The organism is Dapis purpurea BLCC-M126 (assembly GCF_050015975.1).
Classification (GTDB): Bacteria; Cyanobacteriota; Cyanobacteriia; order Cyanobacteriales; family Microcoleaceae; genus Trichodesmium.
Window position 1 is genome coordinate 1 of the sequence record NZ_JBNHER010000286.1, and the last position, 23,425, is coordinate 23,425.

Here is a 23,425-nt window from a genome sequence, read left to right on the forward strand (position 1 = left end):
CGATCGCTACTTAGTATAACCTTGGACGGAAAAGATACCAAATGGGTTCTATAGATCTCAAATGGGTTCTATAAGGGTTGAGAGACAAAAAATTAGCCGCAACTTTTTCTACAGTGGTTAAGTTGCGACATGATGAAGTCAAAAACATTATTCAATTTTTCAGGCAATGTTCCTAACTCATAGCAGCATGACTACGATCGTAAGTAGTGACAAAACTAGGATATGGTTTTCCTTGAATTTTACCCCAATAGTTATCTACTTCTACACCAACTTCAGTTGCCATACGGTTTAGCATAGACTGTTGACGATTTTTAACCAGGTTGTGATGACGCATCATTAAGGCACGAGCTTGATTTTTTACATCCATTGTTGATTTTTCCTATTGCTAACTTTTGCTTTTGATAAATTTTTCTACTTTTGATAATACTCTAACTCATGGAAGCATGACTACGATCATAAGTAGTGACAAAACTAGGATAGGGTTTTCCTTGAATATTTCCCCAATAGTTATCTGCTTCTACACCAACTTCGCTTGCAGTACGATTTAGCATAGACTGTTGACGATTTTTAATCAGGTTGTGATGACGCATCATTAAGGCACGAGCTTGATTTTCTACATCCATTGTTTTAATTCTCCTTTTGGATTAAATTTTTTTTGTTAAAGATGAAATTTGATTCAAAAAAAGGAAGTCGATTAGCTCATCGAAACACGACCACGCTCATAATTTTTTCTAAAGGTAGGCTGTACTTTTCCTTGAATATGACCCCAGTAGTGACTACTTTCTAATCCCACTTCAGATATCGCTCTGTTCAGCATAGACTGCTGACGATTTTTTACAAGATGGTGATGACGGACCATTAAAGAACGTGCTTGAGGTTCAGTCAACATACTTAACTTTCTCCTTTGATTGCTTGACTAATGTTTGGGTTGCTTTTTTCCTTTCATATTCATACTAACAGAAATTTCTGTATCTGTTGTTACTAAATATTTTTTTGTAATAAATATTTACAGTATTTTTAATAATTGAGATGATTATATAGAAATGATTGAATTTATTAAAAACTAGAAAAGCCAAGGGATATAACGCTACCCAGAAGTCAAAAATCAAAAGTTAAAAGTTAAAAGTAATCTCTGACTGAGTTTTTCCTAGGTCAATGCTCTGCAAACATGATCTACCAATCTCCTAATCTTTGCTTCAACTGTTATAAAAGCCAATCATAAGCAGTCAAACACTATGATTAAAGATAAAAAAAACTCCCCTGGAAATAAAGAGGAGCAAAGAAAAAATTACTGTTAACTGTCTTGAGTGGGTCTTAATTTTATTTTTTGACTGAAGAAAGTGGTTTGTAAACTCGATAGTTAATTTGAGGAAAAATATTGTCGATCGCCTCAACCTTTTCCAACCAACCAGAGTCAATCTTTCCCTGTAGAACCTCTTCATAAAGCTTATTAAAACGCCTCAAATGCGATCGCGTCCTCCGCACGGCATAAGGAACCATAGTACCCGTACTCATAATAAACGCCCAGTCAGAAGATTGAGCCAGTAGCAATTCTCGACCTGCCTGGTTTAAGGCCCTTAGTACCAGTTCATCTTGTGCTTCATATCGCGCCAATTCAACCATCCTTTCTGTGGCCTGATGCAAATGAGGATAAATCCAAGAATTAGTATGATTAAGCCAATATTCATGGAAACCTTTATATCCCCAACTAGACTGTGCAGGAAGACAAACTTGATGCTCAGGATGTTTTTGTAAATAATCTGCCAAATGAGTCATCCGATAAGTGCTTTGGTCATACCAAGTTTTGCGGAATAGGAAATCCAAAAACCAAGGCCCTTCATACCACCAGTGACCAAACAACTCAGCATCATAGGGAGAAACAATAATCGGAAGCCGCTCCATAATATGGTACAAATGCTCAACCTGCCGTTCCCGATTGAACATAAAATTACCAGCGTGTTCTGCTGCTTTTTCTCTAGACCAGTAGGGGTCGTAAAGTTCTTTATCTCCTAACCCCAAACCACGACCTGTAATTTTATGATATTTAATCCCTGTGTTCTTGCGCTGGCCATTAGGCATAATATAAGGCTTAATGTATTCATATTCTGCTTCCCAGCCTAAATCTTTATAAAACTCTCTATATTCTGGGTCTCCTGGATATCCCACTTGCGAAGACCAAACCTGTTGAGAAGATTCATGGTCTCTAGAAAAAACAGCTACTCCTGTTTCTGTAAAGATAGGGGCATAACTGCCAAATCTAGGTCTAGGTCTAGCGTAGAGTACACCATGGCTATCTGTGAGGAAGTAACGTATACCAGCATCGGCCAGTAATCGCTCTAGACCTTCATAATAGGCACATTCTGGCACCCAAATTCCTCTGGGACGACGGCCAAAGTTTTGTTCATAATGTTGACAAGCAACTTCTATTTGTGCCCAGACTGCCTCCGGGTACATTTTCATCAGTGGGAAGTAGCCGTGGGTAGCGCCACAGGTCATAATTTCTAGGTTGTTGCTATCTTGAAACTGCTTAAATGCAGTAATTAAATCACGATTGTAACGCTCCCAGAGTTCTCGAACATTGCTAAAGTGAGTGGCGTAATGTTCTGCAAGATAGCGGATATGACCATTGTGGATATTGTGGTCAATTTCCTTTTCTGCTAATTCTTCAAGTAAAGTTAAGTGGTGTTCATAGCGATCTTGTAGTAGAGGGTCTCGCAGCATGGCCACCAAAGGAGGTGTGATACTCATGGTCAATTTAAAGTCCACACCATCTCGCTTTAACCCCTCAAACATTTGGATTAGGGGGACATAGGTTTCGGTAATTGCTTCAAATAGCCACTCTTCTTCTAAAACATAATCGCTTTCTGGATGTCGTACAAAAGGGAGATGGGCGTGAAGAACAAAGGCGAGATAGCCAATAGCCATAGCATTTATAGGTAATAAAACGGTGAACTAAAGTTGAAAAAATAAAATATTTTCAGATTTTGACTACTCCCTGGGGGGATTCTAAGTTGATACTACGCAATAGGATAAATTCATGTTGCTTAGTATCTCCTTAGCTGACCAAAGAGATATTCTCTGGGGACAAGTCAAAGTGCCCCTACACAGTTGGCTGAGGTTTAAACCTAGCTTTGGTGTCTACTTTTGTGATAATATTTACAGCCTCATTAAAGTCTGCATTGAAAGAGCAATTATTACCACTTATATACAAACCATGCTTCTTGATGCAGTCGCTCATGGGGGAAACCCCCAAGACCGCGCTGCATCGCTTTATTCTTTTTCCTGAGAGTTTCTAATAACTATTAAGTAGGTATTAGATCGTCATCCAAAAACAAAGCAAGATTTGTATAACTCTTTTGTGTTTCTATAAATCTTATCCCATATTCTTTACATAATTAAGCTATTCTATCTTTGAGTCTAGCCGTAACAATTGGCATCAACTCTGAGTTATTCAAATGGCCTAATTCTATTTAATTTTTCTGACCATGACATGAAAAGGAATCATATCAAATCTGGTAATATCGGTACAATTTATACCAAATATCAAAAAGTTTGCTACATATCCATTAGAAATGGGGAGTGGGGAGATGGCAATCAAATATAGCATTACTATGCCTCTTACAGGGGAGCTACGCTATCAGAAATGCTATTAATATAGTAGGGGTTTGGTCTCCAAACCCTTACCAAGCTTGGAGTTTTTGTTAATACTGATGGTAAAATATTATTCTCCAAAGTAAGCAGATTTGATATCAACAGGACTTACGGAAAGGTACTATATGTAGAGTTAAAAAACTATAACGTTATAGTTTTTAACGCTATATATGTGGTCTCTACGCAAGTCTTAATCAAGCCTTCCTTTGGCTGCGCTGTGAGGTGTTGCTTTACAAGGGGATGAAAAAGAAAATTCCGGTTTTCAAGCCTCCCTATTGCAGGAGGTACTGTTTGGCTACCGCACAACTCCGTTTTTTATGTTCCGTAGTCAAACGCTACACGATATGAAAAGCATTTGCAAAGCATTTCTTAGAATCTCCTCTGCAAGAGGCTAACTGATAACTGAAATGACCCTTATTCTAACCAAAAATAATCGTGCTAATCTTGTTTTCTCTGGAATGATTAATATTCTTACTAACTGCAAAATCATACCGTTTCACGACAGTTAAAAATCATGCATTCATGGATAGAGTACGTAATTCCGAGGTTTCCTACGGGGCGTATAAAGTGCGGAAGTAATTCCGCAAACAGCCCCTCCAGAATGTAAGACGCACTCAAGACAGTTATGTATTAAGATTTTATAGGCTCGAAACTTTGATTAAACAGTAATTTCAGCAAATTATTTCACTTATGTAGTTACAAACTATTTGTGGCATCTTTAAAGTAAATTGGTATCACTTATAGCTGTTTTGGAGTCTTAGAAGTACAAAGTTGTAGAAATTTAGGCAACAGAAATTAGTATTAAACTATACCTCAACATCCAATTCCTGTAATTAAAACTTGGTGACTTAGAGTCTCTTCTTGACTACCTAAAAGCTATTATTTGTAAGGATATATAGTACCATCAGGTAAGATTGCACCTTTGAGTTGAGCATCAATAAAGCTGGCTTTACTAATATCAGTGTCCCGTAAGTCTGCCCCTCTTAAATCAGCATTCCAAAAAACAGCCTCTGTTAAATCAGCTCCGCGTAAATTGGCATTTTGAAGATTTGCTCCCCAAAAGTTAGCTGATTTGAGGATAGATCTCTGTAAGTTAGCTTCTTGTAAGTTGGCACTATCGAATTCTGCTCCTGTTAAATCTGTGTTAGTAAAATTGGCTTTTTCAAGATTTGTATTAGAGAAGTCAGCATTTTGTAATACTGAGCCAGTTACGTTTATTTTTTGATAATTAGAATCACTGAGATTTATATTGGAAAGGTTACAGTAAAAACATTCTTTTGAGCGTTTTAAAGTTCGTGCTTGCCACTTTGTGTATGCGACTACAGGTGTGGCAAAAGTTAGTGAAACTAATAGAGTTGTTATTAATATTTTGAGTTTCATTTTAGCCATTACAGTAGTTTTTGAGTTGATGAGGTATAACGGAGTCAGAAGTCAGAAGTTGTTTTTGCAACGAAATTATAGCAGTACGTTTTTTGATTAGGCAAATAAATTTGGCTTTAAAGGAATATAGTTATACCGTTTCACGGAAGTTAAAAGTTGGTAGAGGTGATTTCCTAGGTCATGCTCCGCAAACGCAAATCACCACTACAAAAGTCATACATTGAGATTGTATATACTAAAAACTTTCATGCTACAGTAATTCCAGCAAATTATTTCACTTATGTAATTTGAAACTATTTGTGACATCTTTAAAGTGAATTGGTATTACAATACCCTAGTAGGGTATCTAGGCTAAAATTGTGGCAAACCTAACCCCCTCTTCCCTTGCAGGGAAGGGAAGAGGAGAAAAAGATTCTCTCCTACAAGGAGAGGGGTTGAGGGAGAGGTCTATATTTTCTAAAATTTACCCATATTTTAAAGCTAGATGAGCTAGTAGGTTTAGTTTCCCTGGTCCTAGGGAATGCTTCGCAAACGGCTATCACTGATATCAAAAGCGACACCGCAAACCAACAGATACAAACTTATTTTTGGGTTTCCGACCTCAACTTAACCTACAAACTGCTCTGCTACAAAGTTGCAATTCTTAATCATAACTATTTCAGTAAACATGATATAAATAGCTGGAATTACAATTGCTGTAGGGAGGTTTGATGGAACATCCCTACAAGTGATTCTCTAATATTAGGTAATTGTCATTCAAAGAATTTTAGAACCTTGAGGGAGAAAAACGCCATAGCTTAATTGTGTCATCAAAACTGCCACTTATTAAAGTTTTGCCTTGAGGATCAAAAGTTAAATTCACCCAGGCCGAATGTCCTTTGAGAGTTCCCATTAAACCACCTGTATGAATTTGCCAGAGTTTAATTGTACCCCCAAAATCTCCACTAGCCAAGGTGTTACCATCAGGGCTAAACTCAAGAGATTGAACTTTTTCTGAATGACCTATTAAAGTACGTTGAGAACGCCTACTTATTCGTCGGCGATAAGTATTGAGATCCCAAAGTTTGATCGTATTATCCCAGCTACCACTAGCTAAAGTATTACCATCAGGGCTAATAGCGACAGACCATACAGGTCCACTATGACCCTTCAGTGTGCGTAGTAGTCTACCATAACGCCAATTCCATATTTTGACAGTACCATCATTGCTGCCACTAGCTAGGGTTTGACCATTAGGATTGAAGACAACAGACTGCACTTCATCTAAATGCCCATAAAGAGTATACAATAGTAAACCACTATTAATATCCCAAATTTTAATGGTTTTATCTTTGCTGACACTGGCGACTGTATTCCCATCAGGGCTAATAGCGACAGAAAAAACATCTTTCAGATGACCATACAAGGTATTTTTCAATCTACCAGTGTAAAGATCCCAAATTTTGATTGTACTGTCACCACTAGCACTAACTAAGGTGCGACTGTCTGGAGTAATAGCAACAGACCATATAGGTCCGTCATGTCCAGATAATGTACCTAAATTTTGCCCACTGCGCAAATGTAACAGTTGAATACTCCCATCTGTACTGCCACTGGCAACAATACGACCATCTGAGCTAGTTGCGATCGACCAAACTGGACCAGAAGTTGTCGCTAAAGTTCGCAGTGGGGAAAGTTGATCTATAATTCCTGTAGATGGTGGTAGGGGTGGGAGTGTAGTTGTGTAATTATCTTCAGGCTGAGGTAAATCTTGCTTTAACTCAGTAATATTTTCTGACGATGAAGATAATGATGGCTGAGGTTTGGGAGATGGTACGCGAGAACTAATAACTAATGATAATAGAGCGATCGCTGCCGCTCCCCAAACAGTTACACTCCACTTTGGTTTTTGCAGAATGACATCTACTGGTGTTGGTCCGTACTTGATATCTTTAATAATTTCTGCTGCAGACTGATACCGTTGACGATGGTCTCGTTGCACCATTTTATCTAATATGCGACCAAGATGACGACTAATTGGATTTTTCAAATAGTCTCGCCAAACCCACTTATCGGCTTTGATATCAAATAGTTCAAATGGTGAAACCATTGTTAATAGATGTAGACAAGTTGCACCTAAACTATATATGTCACTGTTGGGATAGATTTTCCCCCGTGTTTGTTCTGGGGCAGCATATTCAGCCGAACCATTAATACTGCCTATTGATAACAAGTCTCCATTAGCAGAAATGGTAACACCAAAATCAACTAAAACAAATTCTGGTAGACTTGTGCCTGGTTTTGTCCGACAAATGATATTTTCTGGTTTAATATCTCCGTGAATCAGGTGATGGTCGTGGATAAACTCCAACACTGGCAACAACTGATTCAATATTTGCCAAATTTTATTTTCACTAAAGACACCATCTTCTATAAGTTCTGTGGCCAAGTTCCGGCCTTCAATATATTCTTGTACTAAATAACGGTGGCCATTATGTTCTACAGATGCTAATAGCTCCGGAATTTGGGGATGTTTACCGATTTTGTCTAGCTGTACTGGGTCACAGCTAAATGTCGGGATAATTTCTTGACCCTGAAAAACTAGGTCTTTTCTGTCGTCTAGGTTGACAAACTCTTTGATAATACAAGGGGGTTTAGAAGGTTTGTCTTGGTCAATGGCTAGAAATGTACGGCTCCAGACACTTTCACCTAAAGGTTTGATGCTCTGGTAGCGTTCTTTGAGTATAGGTGGACAATTGGCATTATTCCCTATTGTCTCATTTTGGCTGACAATTTGTTTGTCACCATCTTCCGGATTTTGGTTGTGAGGATTGATGCGATGATTCATAATCAGCAATCAATTAGCATATTTTTTCTATGATAATATTTCTTAGATTTTAGCTACAAATATTATGGAATGGTTAGGGGTTGTTTGAATTTGTGATAGTAAAAAATTACAGCTAAAATTTTTGGAGGATGAATGAGTTTTGACTTTAAATTTGAGAAATTAGTAGTTTTATTGGGTTATATACATTTTTTCACTTTTAATCAGGGTTGATTATTATTCTTCACAAAAATATACATAGTATCTTTGAATATCTTCAAGTTACTCAATTGTTAAATAATTAACAATTTATCTATAGAAGTTATATAGCAATATGATTTAAGTTTTCAGATATTGGAGAGTTTTAGGGAACAGGGAATAGGAAATAGGGAAAAAGAAAAAAATGTATGTTATGAATATGATAACTGCTATATTCTATTCTTTTAAGAAACACCTTAATTCTCATATCTGATTTGTGATTGCTATATTTAGATTGTGAATCCAAATTATTATAATTAGGCAACAGGAAAAAAGCATAATAATTTTTAGTTTTTATTTATTTTAAAATTTTTGACAAATTATTTAGCATTGCTAGATTTTCCGATCTTGTGTTATGAATTAGTTCATTATCAAAAAAAATTATTAATTTTTCTTTTTTATTTGCATAGTTAATCAACTTTATTGAAAGCAAAAGTTTGTTTTTAGTCAAATTCCTCAAAAAATTAAAATACTTATATCATTTCTTGATAAGAATACCCTTAATAATTGTTGCTCGAACTTATTAAGTGGAGTTTCAACACTCAGAAATTGGGTTAAGCTCAACATACCATAAATATTTGACTCAAAAAAATAAACTAGATTTCAAGTCCAAGGCTATATCCAAACAATGATTCCAAGGGCGAGTTATTTTAAGTACAGCTCCATTAAGAAATAGTATTAGCCAAGATTATTCTTTTCAAACCTATTATAATTCGAGAGCTTTTCTGTTCCGTTACTTAACTCTAAATCACCACATCTATCTCTAGAAGTGAGTTATAGTGTTTCTCATATTTTTTAAGGTTATAGTTGTTTTTCTTTTTTTCTATTTCCATTTCTGGTATTCCCTATGTCCTAAATCCCAGAAATTTGTACTTCACTGACACTGCAAAATTGCTATTTTATTGTAAACTAGGTAAAAAATTCATAATTTTTCAATATTCCAGTTTAACTTCATAGTAACTAACAATTAATTATGCCACTAATCCGGATCAAAAAGTCTTGGGAAATTCCCGAAAGAGAAATTACTCCAGAAAAGGTTTATTTAAACCGCCGTAGGTTTATGAAAAATTTAATTGGCGCTGGTTTGAGTGCTACTGCTTTATCTACTCTGACAAGTTGTGCTGGGAACTCAAAAACATCTCTAATTTCTGAAGCGACAACTTTACCAACTATTAGCAAATTTACACCTAATTCCAATTTTGCTAAAGTTGATAGACCAATAACTGATGAAGCTTTAGCAACAAAATATAACAATTTCTATGAATTTGGCGGTGGTAAATCTATTTGGCAAAATGCTCAAGCTTTACCAACTGAAAATTGGAAAGTTGAAGTTGCAGGTTTAGTCAAAAATCCTCGTATTTATGATATAGATGAACTACAAAAAAAGTTTCCTCTAGAAGAAAGAGTATATCGGTTTCGGTGTGTTGAAGCATGGGCAATGGTGGTACCTTGGCTTGGTTTTCCCATGAAGTTATTAATGGCGGATGTGGAACCAACATCAAAAGCTAAATATGTTCGTTTTACATCTTTTTATGACCCACAAATTACTCAAGGTCCAGGTTTTTGGGGAGGTGGTTATCCTTGGCCGTATACAGAAGGTTTAAGAATAGATGAAATGGCTAATGAATTAGCTTTTTTTGCGATGGGAATGTATGGTAAATCATTGCCAAAACAAAATGGAGCGCCTTTGAGAGAGGTTATTCCTTGGAAATATGGTTTTAAGGGAGCAAAATCAATAGTAAAAATTGAATTTGTAGAAAAAAGACCTGCAACATTTTGGAATACTTTAATACCTAATGAATATGGTTTTGAAGCAAATGTTAATCCTAACGTACCCCACCCCCGATGGTCTCAAGCCACTGAGAGAGTATTAAGTGAAGGTGCTAGTTGGTCCTGGGAAAAACGCCCCACTTTACTTTACAATGGTTATGAAGAATATGTTGCTAGTCTGTATAGTTAGATAGGTTTTAGTATTCAGAATTAAGCACATAAATTCAGGAATTAGAAGAGTTTGACTAAAATTACTTCCTTGGCTGAATTTTCAATTTAATTTTACCTACCTACTTAGAGTTAGGTAAAACAAAACATAGAGAAACTCAGTTTGTAGGATATTAATGAAAAAAATCAGGTTTATCCAGTTAAATTATTAATTCTAATTCCAGAAATTGATAACTCTTGGTATACTGATTAAAAATTTGTAGTAAACTTACTAATTATTCATATGACAATGCAATTAAAAGTTCCATCTATTGCTTGTGGTGGATGTGCAGATACTATTACTAAAGCAATCAAAAATTACGAGTCTGAAGCTGATGTCCAAGTGGATGTGGAGCAAAAGATAGTTACAGTAGAAGCTAAAGCATCTGAAGAGTCCATTAAGCAAGTAATTACTGATTCTGGACATACAGTTGAATAGAAAAAATTTTTCTCTAATCTAAACAAATAACCTGGGGGACTTTACTTATATAGACTCCCAGGATATTTTATGAGATTTTCTGTAAAAGTTGACAACAGAGAATCGAAAGTAGTAGTAGCAAGCGTAATAAATGTTTGCTACACTTTCTTGAGCTGGGGAGTGGGGGAGCTTATACCATTCTCAAAAACTTTTCTACGTTAGATTGGGCAGGGGAGTCGGGGAGTCGGGGAGTCGGGGAGAAGTAAACATAAGAATAATTAATACGAAGTTGCTAATTATTAGCAAAAAGGCTTTTATAGCTGTGTTAATTACTTAATAACTGAACTGCGATATAAGTATAGCATTGCTTTTGGCAATTGGTATTACAAGGGTATGTTTTTGATAATCAGGGTGTAAGATGAGTCACACAAAGTAGACAAGGGTGAAAGTGGACAAGGAAGCAGAAAACTTGGAATATTTAAACTCATAATATCTATACTTTTTTCTCCCTTGTCTCCAAGTCCTGCAAGTCTAGTCACAACTAGAAATTCAAAAACCTACCCTTGTGAGTAGTGTGGGAGATGGTGAATATGGAGGAATTTTTCTACCTTTTTCCTCTATTCTATTTCTCAATCTCTTGACTCCTAAATTTTTACCGAAATAAGCTATAAAGTCTCTCCATTCATGGAGAAAAAGCGGTCGTTTGCGGAGCAGTCCGTTAGGATGGGATGGCGAGGTTTCCCACTCTTAACAGAGCCGCTGCGCTTTTCATGTCGGCTTTTAGCCGAAACGCCATATCCTATCGACCAAGAAAAGAAAAAAATTTCCTTGAGCAAAATCCTCTTCTTCATAAGGAGAGGTAATAATTAATAATTATTAATTATTAATGGTTTTGTTGAACCCTTTTCCAAAAACTCGTAGCTTTGCTCAGATTCCAAATGGCTTCTATAAGTCAAAATTTGAAACACAACAAATTAATATAAGGATTGCTATATTAACTCACAATATTCTGTATAAAAGTAGAAATACTTAATTTATCAATAATCGTATTCGGTAAAACATCAGAGTTGTTGTTAAATTTATTCAAAAATCGCTACAACCTAGATATAGTAATAATTATAAGTTTTTTGGAACTTTTCCCCCTGTTAGCTATTGCGTATTATTTACTAAGTATTCAACCTTCAATAAAAAAATGAGGTAAGTCTCGATGAAGATAATGGTTTATTCCCATGACGCTTATGGTTTGGGAAACCTACGCAGAATGCTAACAATTTGCCGATATTTACTAGAGGCAATTCCTCAATTATCAATATTGCTTGTATGTAGTTCGCCAGTAGTGCATAGTTTTCGGATGCCAAAAGGACTTGATTACATTAAGCTTCCGTGTATTGGTAGGAATGAGTATGGTGAACTCGGAGTTAAATATCTGGGAATAGAAACAGAAGAAACCTTTAAACTGCGTTCTGAGTTAATTAAGATAACGACAATAAATTTCAAACCAGATGTTATTTTAGTAGATAAAAAACCTTATGGATTGCAAGAAGAATTGAAAGATACCCTCAAGCAAATCAAAAATTCTGATTACTCTCCAAAGGTCGTACTATTACTCAGAGATATACTTGATACCCCTAAAAAAACAATTGCAGAATGGAAAAGCAAGGGATACTATGAAGGAATTGAACTGTTTTACGACCAAGTTTGGGTAGTAGGTATGCAGGAAGTCTTTGACATTACTAAAGAATATAAATTCCCTACTGTAATTTCAGAAAAAGTCAAACATTGCGGTTACATCCGTCGGATAGCAGAACGAAAAAATCGTTATGAAATACAACAAGAATTAAATCTTCATCCTGACGAACAATTTGTATTAGTAACTCCAGGGGGTGGTGCCGATGGTTATCATTTAATTGACAACTATATTTCAGGATTAGGTTATTTACCAAAACAACATAAAATTAGGAGTTTAATTATTTGTGGTCCTGAAATGCCACGGGAAAAGCAACAAACACTCCATCAAAAAGCAAGACAGTATTCTAATGTAAAAATTATCGAGTTTACTGATGAATTAATAAGCTATATGAACGTTGCCGATACTATTGTTTCTATGGGTGGATATAATACAGTTTGTGAAATTTTATCCTTGGAAAAAGCAGCAGTTATTGTACCTAGAACTAAGCCAGTTAAAGAACAGTTAATTCGGGCTAAATTTATGGATAAAGTAGGTTGGATTAAGGCAATTCATCCAGATTTATTAAATCCAGAAAATTTGATGGCAGAAGTTGTAGAAAAACTAAATAATACTGCCCAAAATTACACTAAATTATTTAAATTAGACTTGGATGCACTTCCACGAATTCTTGACTTGATTTACAAGTTAGTGTATGGAGAAAGATCTACTAATTATAGTTATATTACTTACAATTATCCTGATGCACAATCGTTAGTAACAGCTCAAAAATAGGTTTTATCTCGATAGTTTATCTGGGATTATATCGAATATTGCTACCCAAATAAATCACATAAAAATCAAAAATTAGAGCCATAGAGTTAATTCATCTGGTATAAAAAGCAAATAAAATACGAATAAAAGTAGTAAGTAGCCTATAGGATATTATAGTCAGGAAATGGAGAGCAACAAGAAATAATGGGGGTACGGAAATTGGAACAAATGGAAATTGTCAAAATTACTCATCCCGAAGATTTAGTACCAGAAAAATTTGCCGAACAAATTATCAATTATCTACAATATGAACCTGCTGTTAGTAAGTTCGATTTTAATGGTGTATAAAAAACAGCATTCTATCTGCAAAGCTTGTGCCAGGAAATAGAATCTGTTGTTTTAATCAGTTATCAGTTAAAAATTTTAATATTGCGTATAACATTATCTTGATATTTTTTGTTAGCTGACTCAAGATTAAAAAAAATTATTTCATTTTTCCATGTTCCTTACTTTAATCAAAAATTATGAAAAAGAAAGTCTGTTTAACTACTTTAGAATTTCCACCTGATGTTGGTGGAGTCGGTGAGTCAGTATATCGCATTGCTAGAATGTTATTAGAGTTAGATTATGATGTTCATGTTGCTGTTTTTCATGCCAATAAAAGAAAGAAAAATATCCAACGTTCTACTCGTCAAACAATTCAACAAGATGGCATTTTAGTTCATCGTTTGACAGCAGCACTTCGGACAACAGAACTGTATTCACCTAGCGTAATGATTATGGAATATCGGAGTGAAATATATTTTCAACTCAAACAGCTCCATCAACAGTTTAATTTTGATTTACTTCATTCCTTTTTTATTAAAGAAACAGGTTTTTTAACAACATTATTAGCTCTGGAAAATGACCTACCAGTAATTAATAGTATTCGTGGTAGCGACCTCCACAAACATATTTTTGCTCCCCAACAACACGCCCAGTTATCTTGGACTTTAGAAAAGGCATCTTGGCTGACTTTTGTGAGTAGAGATTTATTCAAACGCGGTAAAGTTTTGGTATCTAATATAGAGGAAAAATCTTCAGTTTTTTGGAATTCAATTCAACCAGTAGATTTTGATAATTTTGCCACTCCAGAACTGGTAAAAAATTGCCGGGGAATGATTATTGGTTCCGTAGGCAGGTTCCGGGATAAAAAAGGATTAGAATATATCCTAGATGCTTGCTCTCAACTAACTAAAGAAAATATTGAATTAACATTACTATTAGTAGGTGATTTTGTCGCGCGGGAAAAAGAATATTGGGAACAAGAACTCCAGAATAGCGGAATTGCTGACAAAATAATTGTCACAGGAATGTTAAGTCGTGCTGAGGCAATGGCATATTTACCTCACATAGATATTTTTATGATTCCTTCCCTGAATGATGGTTGCCCTAATGCAATGTTAGAAGCAATGTTAGCTAGTCGAGCTATAGTAGGATCGAATGTTGATGCCATTGGCGAAATTTTGACAGATGGTATTGATGGTTTAGTTGTTAACCCAGGTTCGAGTGAGAAGTTAGTTGTAGCTTTGCGCAAGTTAGAGCGATCGCCCCAGTTACGACAGGAATTAGGAAAAGCTGCCAGGAAAAAAGTTCTAGAACAACTTGCTCCTGCTGTGGAAAAAGAAAATTGGGCAAAAGTTTATCAACAAGTTTTGCCAAAACAAAAGTTCAAACAAGTATTTTTATAGAAAATTTGACTTTTTGAGGCTTTAAAATGGGAAAATATTGCCAGAATTATTAATTAATTACGACTTACGCACCGGAACCAGAAACGGGATTCATTGCTCTAATTATTATTATTCAAATCAGGAAATTTTGTATTATAAACCGGTTTCTGGATAAGTCATAATTATTTGGTATAAATGTTGGGTTCAGTTCCTTAATCAAACCTACGAACTCCTATTTTTGTTGATTAGTGTATCCCCATGCTAAACGTTCTTGTAGTAATCTATGAATAAATCGATAACCTCCTCCTACTCGTTGAAGTAACATTTTTTCGGTGGCATAGTTAAGGAAGCGGGCGTAATTCCAGGGAGCTTTTTTTGTGAGGGAAAAGGTGATGCGGAGGATTAAGTGTTCGGTAACAGGACTTGCAAAATGCAATAATGTTGCACATGGTAATATTATTCCTAAAAACCTTAGTATGCCATGGATTAATTCAGAACTAATTGATTTTGAAAATAGAAGCAAAATAACTGTAATAGGAAGTATCATTACTGTCAAAAATACTCCATTTAATAAAATCCGCCACGTTCCTTCATTAGGATATGTTTTATTTTTAAATTCTCCTCCTTGAAAGCTTTTAGATAAAACAATACCAATGCCTGGTATCATCGGTAGTAAAATACAAAATGGTATTGGAAGTAAAGTGAATACTAACAAAGAAAATCCAAATTTATTAGCAGGAAATAAAGACCACAATATTAGTGATACTAATATGGCAAATAACGTATACAAAAACAGAAAAATTAAGATTGTTTTTTTATCGCCAAAAAGTGGGTTTTTATAAGAGAAACAAATTAAAATATTTTCCTTAAAAGACTCTAGAAAATTTTTCCAAGAAAATTTAATAACTTCTAATTTTCTTGGATTGATACCTGATTCACTTTCATAATCATATTCACCAAATAGTCTAAAAACATAACCTAGCATATTCCCGACTATCAAACCAATTATAACAGGAATTTGCTCCGTGATTTTATTATTCTCATTAATTACGATCATTGTACTATAAAAAACTACCATAAAAACAGAAGCAGATAAACCCTGAATCCACTTAAAAGTATTTATATTTGTATAATCCACCCAACTACGCTCCAACCGCTCAATCAAAAATTCAGTCTTAGAATGCTTTTCCAACTGATACGCTAACCACCCCAACCATTCCAAAGTCTTCTCATCACTAGGCACCTTTTTCTCCCCATAAAACCGATTATCAACCCTGCGCTCCAACATCCTTACCAAATAAGCATCCAACAAATAATTCAACCGCTCATCCTCCCTCAACTCACCCCACCTCCCCAAAGAAACATCCGCCACAATAACCATACTCAAAAACAACGGCACCCTGACAAACTCCAACAACTCCCCATCACCCCTCACCGACTCCCACAACTCACACTTACTAAACCCCAACAAATAACCCTCCACCTGAGCATCACTCAAAGGCAACAAACACACCGCCCCATTCAAACATAAGCCACCCCCAAAAGACTCATACTCCTCCAACCGACTACAAACCACCAAAAACTGAGGGCGACATTCTCCCAACAAAAACTTATTGATCGCCTCCACACACAAACCCTGTCGCGACGACTCCAACTCATCCAAACCATCCAACATCGGCAACAACTGCTTACCCTCTACCAACCTCCTACCAATATCCCGACTCACCCCATACTTCCAGCGCAACTCCTCTACCAACCATTCCTCAATAGACTGCTTCTCATCCTTCCAAGAAGACAAATTGAAAAACACAGGTATCCCCAACTCCACATCCATCTCTGCACGAATAACCAACTCTTGCCCCAACTCCAACAGAGTCGTTGTTTTCCCAGAGCCAGGCGCACCCAATATCAACAACTTACCCGCAACCATCGAGTCATCAAACACATCAATAATATCCGCATCAGGAGATAATTTCAGATTCGGGCGATCGCCTATTTTCACATTCACATCCCAAATACGTTTTACCTGCTCAACTTCCATTTTTTTCGGCACATTAATTAATGCTTCCATTTGATTATGCAAAGACTGACTCAAACGTGCGACTACTTCATGTTTAACTGCCTCTAATAAATTTTTCCGGTTACGCAATTCTTGACGAGTTAATAAATAGTCAGCATCAACTATTCTACCGTCTGTTTTTCCCCGCAGTTGACTCCAAGTTGGAGGTGTAATTTTGCCATTATGAATTATCATTGGTAATTGTGTAACTCCTGGTAATTTCTGTTCAATTTCTGGGTGTAATTCCTGTAATTTTTGTCTGGCTTGCTCCATGGAAGTATAGATAGAATTGTTGTTAGTAAAAGAGGTCAGAAAATATTTGAGAAATAGAGGAGCAATTTGGTCTGGGGTAATTTCTCGCCAGATAATAATAGTCATGCCAATATCTGCCAATTGTTGAGCTAATCCTAAACCATCACAGGAATTAAAAATGGCTAATTGTAACCCTTGTTGTTTGGCAGTAATCAGAGTCTTTCTAATTTCTTGAAAATCTAAAAATTCTTGAGAATTGAGATAAATAATGCCAGTTTTTTGTTGTGTTTGACTGTGACCGGAGAAGATAATAATATCCCAAGCTTCATCCCATAGTTGTGCAAAGTCTGTGCGTTTTAGGGGTTGATTTGATTCTGGTAAAAATTTGGGCATTGCCCCTCTTCTTCTAAGTTTTTGAATCAAGTCTTTGTCTTGGGAAATATTAATGCCCGTGTTGTCTCCTAAGATTCCTAATATTCTGACTTGTCTTGGTATTTCAGAGAGAATATTTGGGGAATTTTTCCCTTCGGAGAAGCTAAGTATAGTTTCGATTATCGAATTTTCTGAAAGGTGAATTTTTCCCCAAGGCAGTTTATGTAAAATTTCTCTGGTTTGGTAATCTGATATATTTTGAGTATTGATAATGAGGAGAAATTTTTCAGAGTTTGGTAAGAGATTTTTGATAGGGGTAAACCAAGTGTTGAGTTGTTGGCAGAGTGCTTGATAATAATGGAAACATTCGGAGCTAGAAATATGAGTAATTTGGCTTTTTTTGAATCCTGCTCTGGCAGTTGGGGTGAGAGAAGTATATTGTTGTTGCCAGTTTTTGTATAGGTGAGGAATTTGGGGAGCAGGTGGTAAGGTTGTGGTAATTTTTTGGTTTTGATTGAGTTGGATAGTTATGGAATTGAAGCATTCTGAAAAGTTGCCGTCCTTGAGGTAGATTGTGATTTGGTTTTCCATTATTTTTTTGATAAATGAACTACTTTTACATTTTCATGCAATGACATTTTAAAGTCTAATATTGTCCGAAGCGAGGCGGTCATAAAAAAACTTAAATGTTGAGAAAAAAGCATTTATTTAGCCCAAGCAATCTCCTAGTCTATGGTGAGATTGCTTTGGAGGCTTAGTATTAGATAAACCCAAATAATTCCTTTCTCTACCCCCTCGCAATGACATTTTAAATTCTAATATTGTCCGAAGCGAGGCGATAATAAAAAAACTTAAATCTTGGGAAAAAAGGATTCATTTAGCCGCAGCAATCTCTTAGTCTATGGTGAGATTGCTTAGGAGGCTTAATATTAGATAAACCCAAATAATTCCTTTATCTACTCCCTTGCAATGACATTTTAAATTCTATGGTGAGATTGCTTCGAGGGGCTTAATATTAGATAAACCCAAATAATTCCTTTATCTACCCCCTCGCAATGACATTTTAATCTTTCCCTAAACTACAAAATTCTCAATTATTTCTGCATCATCTAAAATGACTTTCACAGAAAAATGTCTACCAAGAATTTCGCTAAATTCCAACTGAATTAATTGGTCAGCTGCCCTAGCTTCTACTTCCTCACTATCTGATTCCAATTCAATTTTTAACCTTAAACCAGGAGGCAAAAATTCTTGTTTGTCGATAGGATAAACTTGTACTAATACCCCCACTTCCGAATCAACTTCCGGTTGAATAGTAACAACTAAAGCTACTTTTTGCCGATTTAAAAGTAAACCAAAATCTATAACTTTTGCTCTCTTAACCGTATCAACATAACTACTTTTAGCAAAGCCTAATCTAGGAGCAAAAACTGTTTCAGGAGGCAACCAAATTTCATCAAAAATTCCAGCAAACCAATTAGCTAAATTTACCAAAGCATTCTGAGGTCAAACTGCCTGTTTATTTTTCTCCAAAAACTCAAATAAATTATCTAGAGGTTGCAAATATTCAACAGACATTTTTTCTGGTAAATTATCCTCGGTGACTGCCGGATAAAATCCCAAAATTTCCACTTTATCTAAACTTTGCTGAAATTGTACAGCCACATAACCAATAAAATTTTCCGCCACATCTGAAATAGTCGAAAATTCTGTGACTCCAGGCAAAATAGGTACACAGAATAACTGCTGATTTTCTACTATCAAATCGGTGGTATTGAACAAACCAGTCAAAAACGGATTAAAACTATATACCTTCTCTAAATTTGTCTCAAATTCTAACCACTTCAGCAAATTAGAAACAGCAGCAACTGCCAAAATATTTAAGTAAACTTGTTTGGCAATTTCTGGATGAGATTGTTGAGCAGCTAAAGACGATGCTTTTTGATGTATCCTAGCATCCAAAGATATAATAACAGGACGTAATTCTGTGTAATTGTTCATGGTAAATTTATCCTCAAAAATGTTGACCAAAAAATAATCTCTCAAGCCTCCCCTTTGAAGGGGGTTAAAACAGTAAACTTCAGTATTTTAATCTCTATGATTCAGCCAGATATACTAATAACTGAAATGACCTCTCCCCCAACCCATCTCCTACTAAGAAAGGCGAGAGTAGTTATTAATTTGTAAGTCAAATAAACTATTTAATCTTGAGAACATTTCCCCCTTTCCCTGTAAGGGAAGGGGGCTAGGGGGTTAGGTATTTCTTTTAATAGAAGTTGATTATAATAATCCAAATTATTCTCAATATCCAGAACAATTTCCCTTAACAAAGGCAAACATTTTCGTTGCCAATGAGCCTTTAGAGTTTGATAATTAATCCCCTGTTTTTTAGCAAAACCTTGCCAAGTTTTTTTCGGCTCCGCAGCAGCCAAAGTAATCCTTTTTGTACTTTTTTTAATACTTAATTCCCTCTTACTTTTAGCAATAACCCAATCTTCTTTAACAGTAATTTTTTCAGCACGATCACTCAAATAAAAATATTCCACTATCGCCTTAGCATTACAGTTAGGATAATTTTGCGGGTGACAACCACTCAACTTTCCTTCTGGATCTGACTCAATATACAACTCCAAAATTAAACCTTTATTTTGAGTCATTTGATTTTCTTCCTGTTGCAGTAAACTATCCAATGAATCAAAAATATGATTATTGAAACCATCCTCAGATAAACTTTCCAATCATTCTCCCTCATCCCTTTCTGGTTGCGCGACATTCAAACTAAGGTCTTGACGATGAGAACGATATAAGTCCAGAATGTCATACTTGAGAAACCCATTCACCCACCTAACATAATGTTCCCGCAATATCGGAGCAGAAACCCTATCAATATCGGCACTAGCAAGAAACTGCCCCAAATTTTTCCTCACATCCAATAAAGTAGTATTGAGTGCCTCCAAATAATTTGGGTGAGTATCTTGACGAATACCAGGCAACCGAGAAGTCAAAGCCAATAAACTCCCTATTGTCTGCTGAATTTTCGAGCTTTCAGTAGCAGAGTTAATTTGTTGTAACAGTTGTTTGAGTTTTTCATCCATCACTCTAGACATTAAAGGTAAAAAGCCTCTCAATAAACAGTCGAAGTCTAGTCAAAAAATTATGCAAGGCAAGTTTACGGAAAAGACATCCTTCTTTGATTAGAATTCCTGGAAATACTTTACTCAAGTAACTTTCAGTCAATATTTGTGAATAAACCTGATTTTTGCGCCAATCTTGTTATAATTATAATAGGTTTATTTACTATAACTATTGCGCAATAGTTTTGTCACCAGAAAAATCAGAGTAAGTGACTCCTATGAAAATCAAAACTACAGTAATTTGAATAAAAATCTTTTCTCAATGCTTTAGCCAACTCATCATTATTCTCTCGCAAACCTTCATAGAAAAATAACACCTCTCCATTAATACCTACAGAGCGGTTATAAGCGATCGCTTTCAACAAATAATCCACACTAATACGATAAGAGCCAACTTTGATTAAAATTCCAGGAAATACTTTGCTCAAATGACTTCCGGTAAACTGTTGCCTTACTAACTGTTGCGCAATAGTTTTGTAGCTAGAAAAATCACGACGATAAAGTTGAGGATGAATAATATCAACAATTTCTCGGTTTATCCAAGTGGGATAGTCTTGTAGATATTCATTGAAACTCCACTTATAAAAACTGGGTGCCATTGAAACCAAAATATTAGGTTTAACCAATTTTACTTCCCGGTATAAACGAGCCAAAAAATCTGTCAGAATATCCGCCCGCCATTTTAACCACTTCTGATTTTTATGGTTTTGAGGCGGATCACAAGAAAACTGTTGACGATAACGCGTTATAGTTTTCGCATCATAACCGCCTTCTGAAGGAAATGCGGGCATTCTGTCATCTCCCTGAATACCATCAATGTCATAATTTCTCACAACTTCCAAGACTAGATCGAGCAAAAAATTCTGCACTTCCTCATCCAAAGCATTCATCCACTCAAAGCCATTTTTCACCAATAAATTCCCTCTACAGTCAGTAGCTCTCCATTCCGGTTTTTTGCTCAGGAGCAACCCTCCATTTTGTTTATAAGAACTAACAAACCCATATTCAAACCAAGGAATAACTTTAATACCCACTCGCTTTGCTTCTGTGATGACTTCTGAAAGGGGATCGCGACCTTTGTATAGGGGATCTATCTCTCCACCAAAAATTTTTCCCATCAGTTGACTAGGATAAAGGGTAAATGCTTTATTCCAAACCACAGGAAATACAACATTAAACCCAGTTTCTACAAGAAAATCCATTGCTTCAGCAATTTTGTCTCTAGAATAGAGAATTTTGCTATCAACATTTGTCAGCCAGATACCGCGTAATTCCATAATTATCTAAGATTATTGATTATTTTGCTTTGAAAAACCTTTTCCGTTTGTCATACTCTGCAAACAAAGTGGATATTATTGGATCGCAAAAGCTAATTTTCTTAATAAAAATTTAATAATTCAATTTTTGCCTAGATACTTTTAATTAAAGTAACAGTCTTGAATACAAAAGTTCACAGTTAAGACCCTCTTATCTGGGTAGATTACTGATGATACAGATGCAAATTAAATGTACAATCGTATGAGACATAATCCAAAATCTGGTTCATGGTTACTTCTTAATTATTCTTAATGTAAATTTTCATCTATTCATTTTAAGGTATTCAAATAGGCAATTTAATTTCTAAGTTTCTGTAGAAATTTATACGGCCAATTGTATAGTTTAGTATCAGTAAGGAAATTTAACATGAGTGTAAACCTAGCAACTCAATTGCGTGAAGGAACCAAAAAAGCTCATACAAACGCAGAAAATGTAGGGTTTGTCAAGTGTTTTTTAAAAGGAGTTGTAGAAAAAACTTCCTACCGGACTTTAGTTAAGAATCTTTACTTTGTCTATTCCGCAATGGAAGAAGAGATGCAACGCCACCGGGAACATCCAATCGTTTCCAAAATTTACTTTCCAGAACTAAACCGCAAGCAAAGCTTAGAGCAAGACCTAAAGTTTTATTATGGTGCTGGTTGGCGCGAGCAAGTTGCTCCTTCTGCTGCAGGTGAAGCTTATGTACAGAGAATTAGGGAAATCTCTGAAAAAGAACCAGAATTGTTAGTGGCTCATTCCTATACTCGTTACTTAGGAGATTTGTCTGGTGGTCAAATTCTCAAGAAAATTGCTCAAAGAGGCATGAATTTAACTGATGGAGAAGGTACTGCTTTCTATGAATTCCCAGAAATTCCGGATGAGAAAGCATTCAAGAATAATTATCGTCAGGCGATGAATGATTTACCCGTCGATCAAGCAACAGCAGATAAGATGGTTGAAGAGGCGAACGCTGCTTTTGGCATGAACATGAAAATGTTCAATGAGTTAGAGGGTAATTTAATTAAGGCGATCGGTGTGTTACTGTTTAATACTTTGACCAGAAAGCGCAGTGCTGGTAGTACAGAGTTGGCTACTGCTGCTGAATAAATAATGCTGAGTTAATGAATATTGCTTTCTCAGGAAAGATTATAGTTTTAAATTGTCTTTGAAATCCTGGGGGTTTGATGGCTGAAGTTGCAGTCACCAAGTCTCCAGGGTTTTGCATTTGAAGAGAATGAGGAAAGATATTTCTTTTCGAGACATAATATCAAATCCATTTCTTTATAATGAAGAGGTAATTATTAATTCTTGAATATACCCAAGTCATTCCCACTAGAACAGAATGAAAGGAAGTAATCTCCTAAATCTCTGAGATTGCTTCCTTTCGTCGCAATGACGAGTGTTCAACCGGATTCTATATTACAACGTAATTGGATCTATAGCAATCAGGAATCAGATGTGACAATTTGACTGCTCTCTAAAAATCTAAAATATGGTGGTTATAATCTTCATAAGATAAAGTTTTTCCCTTCTTCTGTGTTGGCTATTGCCTGTTGCCTAAAAATGTACAATATCTCACAATTCATATCAGATTCTTATATTTGCAATTAGTAAGATAAAATTTTTCCCTTCTTCTGTGTTGGCTATTGCCTGTTGCCTAAAAATGTACAATATCT

The 23,425-nt window shown here is 35.6% G+C and carries 18 protein-coding genes; 6 read left to right on the plus strand and 12 right to left on the minus strand.

The window, feature by feature from the left end; all coding sequences use genetic code 11:
- Nucleotides 1-172: 172 nt before the first annotated feature.
- From gifA (ACP6PL_RS25960) to ACP6PL_RS25975, 4 genes are all read right to left on the minus strand, one after another.
- Complete coding sequence (gene gifA, locus ACP6PL_RS25960) at nucleotides 173-367, minus strand: glutamine synthetase inactivation factor IF7A (RefSeq protein WP_426548227.1); 195 nt, start codon at nucleotides 365-367, stop codon at nucleotides 173-175.
- Nucleotides 368-428: 61 nt separating this feature from the next.
- Complete coding sequence (gene gifA / locus ACP6PL_RS25965; protein WP_426548228.1) at nucleotides 429-623, minus strand: glutamine synthetase inactivation factor IF7A; 195 nt, start codon at nucleotides 621-623, stop codon at nucleotides 429-431.
- A 71-nt stretch (nucleotides 624-694) separates the two neighbouring features.
- Nucleotides 695-889: a glutamine synthetase inactivation factor IF7A gene (gene gifA / locus ACP6PL_RS25970; RefSeq protein WP_426548229.1), complete on the minus strand. Its 195-nt coding sequence runs from the start codon at nucleotides 887-889 to the stop codon at nucleotides 695-697.
- 431 nt (nucleotides 890-1,320) lie between these two features.
- A complete protein-coding gene (locus ACP6PL_RS25975; RefSeq protein ID WP_426548230.1) occupies nucleotides 1,321-2,925 on the minus strand; it encodes a glycoside hydrolase family 57 protein in 1,605 nt (534 codons plus the stop codon).
- 112 nt (nucleotides 2,926-3,037) lie between these two features.
- Between ACP6PL_RS25975 and ACP6PL_RS25980 the strand changes: the two genes are divergently transcribed.
- Complete coding sequence (locus ACP6PL_RS25980; RefSeq protein ID WP_426548231.1) at nucleotides 3,038-3,286, plus strand: hypothetical protein; 249 nt, start codon at nucleotides 3,038-3,040, stop codon at nucleotides 3,284-3,286.
- 1,244 nt (nucleotides 3,287-4,530) lie between these two features.
- Here the strand turns inward: ACP6PL_RS25980 and ACP6PL_RS25985 are convergent.
- Both ACP6PL_RS25985 and ACP6PL_RS25990 read right to left on the minus strand, forming a co-directional pair.
- Nucleotides 4,531-5,040 carry a pentapeptide repeat-containing protein gene (locus tag ACP6PL_RS25985; protein ID WP_426548232.1) on the minus strand — a complete coding sequence of 170 codons (510 nt, stop codon included), beginning with the start codon at nucleotides 5,038-5,040 and terminating at the stop codon, nucleotides 4,531-4,533.
- A gap of 757 nt (nucleotides 5,041-5,797) precedes the next feature.
- Nucleotides 5,798-7,858, minus strand: a complete 2,061-nt coding sequence (locus tag ACP6PL_RS25990) for a protein kinase domain-containing protein (protein WP_426548233.1) — start codon at nucleotides 7,856-7,858, stop codon at nucleotides 5,798-5,800.
- Between the two features lie 1,207 nt (nucleotides 7,859-9,065).
- Between ACP6PL_RS25990 and msrP the strand changes: the two genes are divergently transcribed.
- From msrP to ACP6PL_RS26010, 4 genes are all read left to right on the plus strand, one after another.
- A complete protein-coding gene (gene msrP / locus ACP6PL_RS25995) occupies nucleotides 9,066-10,052 on the plus strand; it encodes a protein-methionine-sulfoxide reductase catalytic subunit MsrP (RefSeq protein ID WP_426548234.1) in 987 nt (328 codons plus the stop codon).
- A gap of 261 nt (nucleotides 10,053-10,313) precedes the next feature.
- Nucleotides 10,314-10,508, plus strand: a complete 195-nt coding sequence (locus ACP6PL_RS26000) for a heavy-metal-associated domain-containing protein (RefSeq protein ID WP_426548235.1) — start codon at nucleotides 10,314-10,316, stop codon at nucleotides 10,506-10,508.
- Between the two features lie 1,186 nt (nucleotides 10,509-11,694).
- Nucleotides 11,695-12,948, plus strand: coding sequence for a glycosyltransferase family protein (locus ACP6PL_RS26005; protein WP_426548236.1), 1,254 nt, complete (start codon nucleotides 11,695-11,697; stop codon nucleotides 12,946-12,948).
- A 503-nt stretch (nucleotides 12,949-13,451) separates the two neighbouring features.
- Complete coding sequence (locus ACP6PL_RS26010; protein WP_426548237.1) at nucleotides 13,452-14,657, plus strand: glycosyltransferase; 1,206 nt, start codon at nucleotides 13,452-13,454, stop codon at nucleotides 14,655-14,657.
- Nucleotides 14,658-14,868: 211 nt separating this feature from the next.
- Here the strand turns inward: ACP6PL_RS26010 and ACP6PL_RS26015 are convergent, their stop codons facing one another.
- The 6 genes from ACP6PL_RS26015 to ACP6PL_RS26040 all read right to left on the minus strand — a co-directional run bounded on the left by ACP6PL_RS26015 (nucleotide 14,869) and on the right by ACP6PL_RS26040 (nucleotide 21,730).
- A complete protein-coding gene (locus ACP6PL_RS26015; RefSeq protein WP_426548238.1) occupies nucleotides 14,869-17,910 on the minus strand; it encodes a CHAT domain-containing protein in 3,042 nt (1,013 codons plus the stop codon).
- 483 nt (nucleotides 17,911-18,393) lie between these two features.
- Nucleotides 18,394-18,813, minus strand: a complete 420-nt coding sequence (locus tag ACP6PL_RS26020; protein WP_426548239.1) for a DUF1822 family protein — start codon at nucleotides 18,811-18,813, stop codon at nucleotides 18,394-18,396.
- A gap of 12 nt (nucleotides 18,814-18,825) precedes the next feature.
- On the minus strand, nucleotides 18,826-19,320 hold the full coding sequence (locus tag ACP6PL_RS26025; RefSeq protein WP_426548240.1) for a DUF1822 family protein: 495 nt from the start codon (nucleotides 19,318-19,320) through the stop codon (nucleotides 18,826-18,828).
- 200 nt (nucleotides 19,321-19,520) lie between these two features.
- Nucleotides 19,521-20,057 (minus strand): hypothetical protein, encoded by a 537-nt coding sequence (locus ACP6PL_RS26030; protein WP_426548241.1) that lies wholly within the window; start codon nucleotides 20,055-20,057, stop codon nucleotides 19,521-19,523.
- Nucleotides 20,058-20,426: a hypothetical protein gene (locus ACP6PL_RS26035; RefSeq protein WP_426548242.1), complete on the minus strand. Its 369-nt coding sequence runs from the start codon at nucleotides 20,424-20,426 to the stop codon at nucleotides 20,058-20,060.
- A gap of 227 nt (nucleotides 20,427-20,653) precedes the next feature.
- A complete protein-coding gene (locus ACP6PL_RS26040; protein WP_426548243.1) occupies nucleotides 20,654-21,730 on the minus strand; it encodes a glycoside hydrolase family 10-like protein in 1,077 nt (358 codons plus the stop codon).
- Between the two features lie 406 nt (nucleotides 21,731-22,136).
- Between ACP6PL_RS26040 and ACP6PL_RS26045 the strand changes: the two genes are divergently transcribed.
- On the plus strand, nucleotides 22,137-22,856 hold the full coding sequence (locus tag ACP6PL_RS26045; RefSeq protein ID WP_426548244.1) for a biliverdin-producing heme oxygenase: 720 nt from the start codon (nucleotides 22,137-22,139) through the stop codon (nucleotides 22,854-22,856).
- Nucleotides 22,857-23,425 lie beyond the last annotated feature (569 nt).

What these genes read in the sequence shown, in the direction of transcription:
- gifA (WP_426548227.1), bottom strand. Translation starts at nt 367, where the DNA reads ATGGATGTAAAAAATCAAGCTCGTGCCTTAATGATGCGTCATCACAAC.
- gifA (WP_426548228.1), bottom strand. Translation starts at nt 623, where the DNA reads ATGGATGTAGAAAATCAAGCTCGTGCCTTAATGATGCGTCATCACAAC.
- gifA (WP_426548229.1), bottom strand. Translation starts at nt 889, where the DNA reads ATGTTGACTGAACCTCAAGCACGTTCTTTAATGGTCCGTCATCACCAT.
- ACP6PL_RS25975 (WP_426548230.1), bottom strand. Translation starts at nt 2,925, where the DNA reads ATGGCTATTGGCTATCTCGCCTTTGTTCTTCACGCCCATCTCCCTTTT.
- ACP6PL_RS25980 (WP_426548231.1), top strand. Translation starts at nt 3,038, where the DNA reads ATGTTGCTTAGTATCTCCTTAGCTGACCAAAGAGATATTCTCTGGGGA.
- ACP6PL_RS25985 (WP_426548232.1), bottom strand. Translation starts at nt 5,040, where the DNA reads ATGGCTAAAATGAAACTCAAAATATTAATAACAACTCTATTAGTTTCA.
- ACP6PL_RS25990 (WP_426548233.1), bottom strand. Translation starts at nt 7,858, where the DNA reads ATGAATCATCGCATCAATCCTCACAACCAAAATCCGGAAGATGGTGAC.
- msrP (WP_426548234.1), top strand. Translation starts at nt 9,066, where the DNA reads ATGCCACTAATCCGGATCAAAAAGTCTTGGGAAATTCCCGAAAGAGAA.
- ACP6PL_RS26000 (WP_426548235.1), top strand. Translation starts at nt 10,314, where the DNA reads ATGACAATGCAATTAAAAGTTCCATCTATTGCTTGTGGTGGATGTGCA.
- ACP6PL_RS26005 (WP_426548236.1), top strand. Translation starts at nt 11,695, where the DNA reads ATGAAGATAATGGTTTATTCCCATGACGCTTATGGTTTGGGAAACCTA.
- ACP6PL_RS26010 (WP_426548237.1), top strand. Translation starts at nt 13,452, where the DNA reads ATGAAAAAGAAAGTCTGTTTAACTACTTTAGAATTTCCACCTGATGTT.
- ACP6PL_RS26015 (WP_426548238.1), bottom strand. Translation starts at nt 17,910, where the DNA reads ATGGAAAACCAAATCACAATCTACCTCAAGGACGGCAACTTTTCAGAA.
- ACP6PL_RS26025 (WP_426548240.1), bottom strand. Translation starts at nt 19,320, where the DNA reads ATGAACAATTACACAGAATTACGTCCTGTTATTATATCTTTGGATGCT.
- ACP6PL_RS26035 (WP_426548242.1), bottom strand. Translation starts at nt 20,426, where the DNA reads ATGTCTAGAGTGATGGATGAAAAACTCAAACAACTGTTACAACAAATT.
- ACP6PL_RS26040 (WP_426548243.1), bottom strand. Translation starts at nt 21,730, where the DNA reads ATGGAATTACGCGGTATCTGGCTGACAAATGTTGATAGCAAAATTCTC.
- ACP6PL_RS26045 (WP_426548244.1), top strand. Translation starts at nt 22,137, where the DNA reads ATGAGTGTAAACCTAGCAACTCAATTGCGTGAAGGAACCAAAAAAGCT.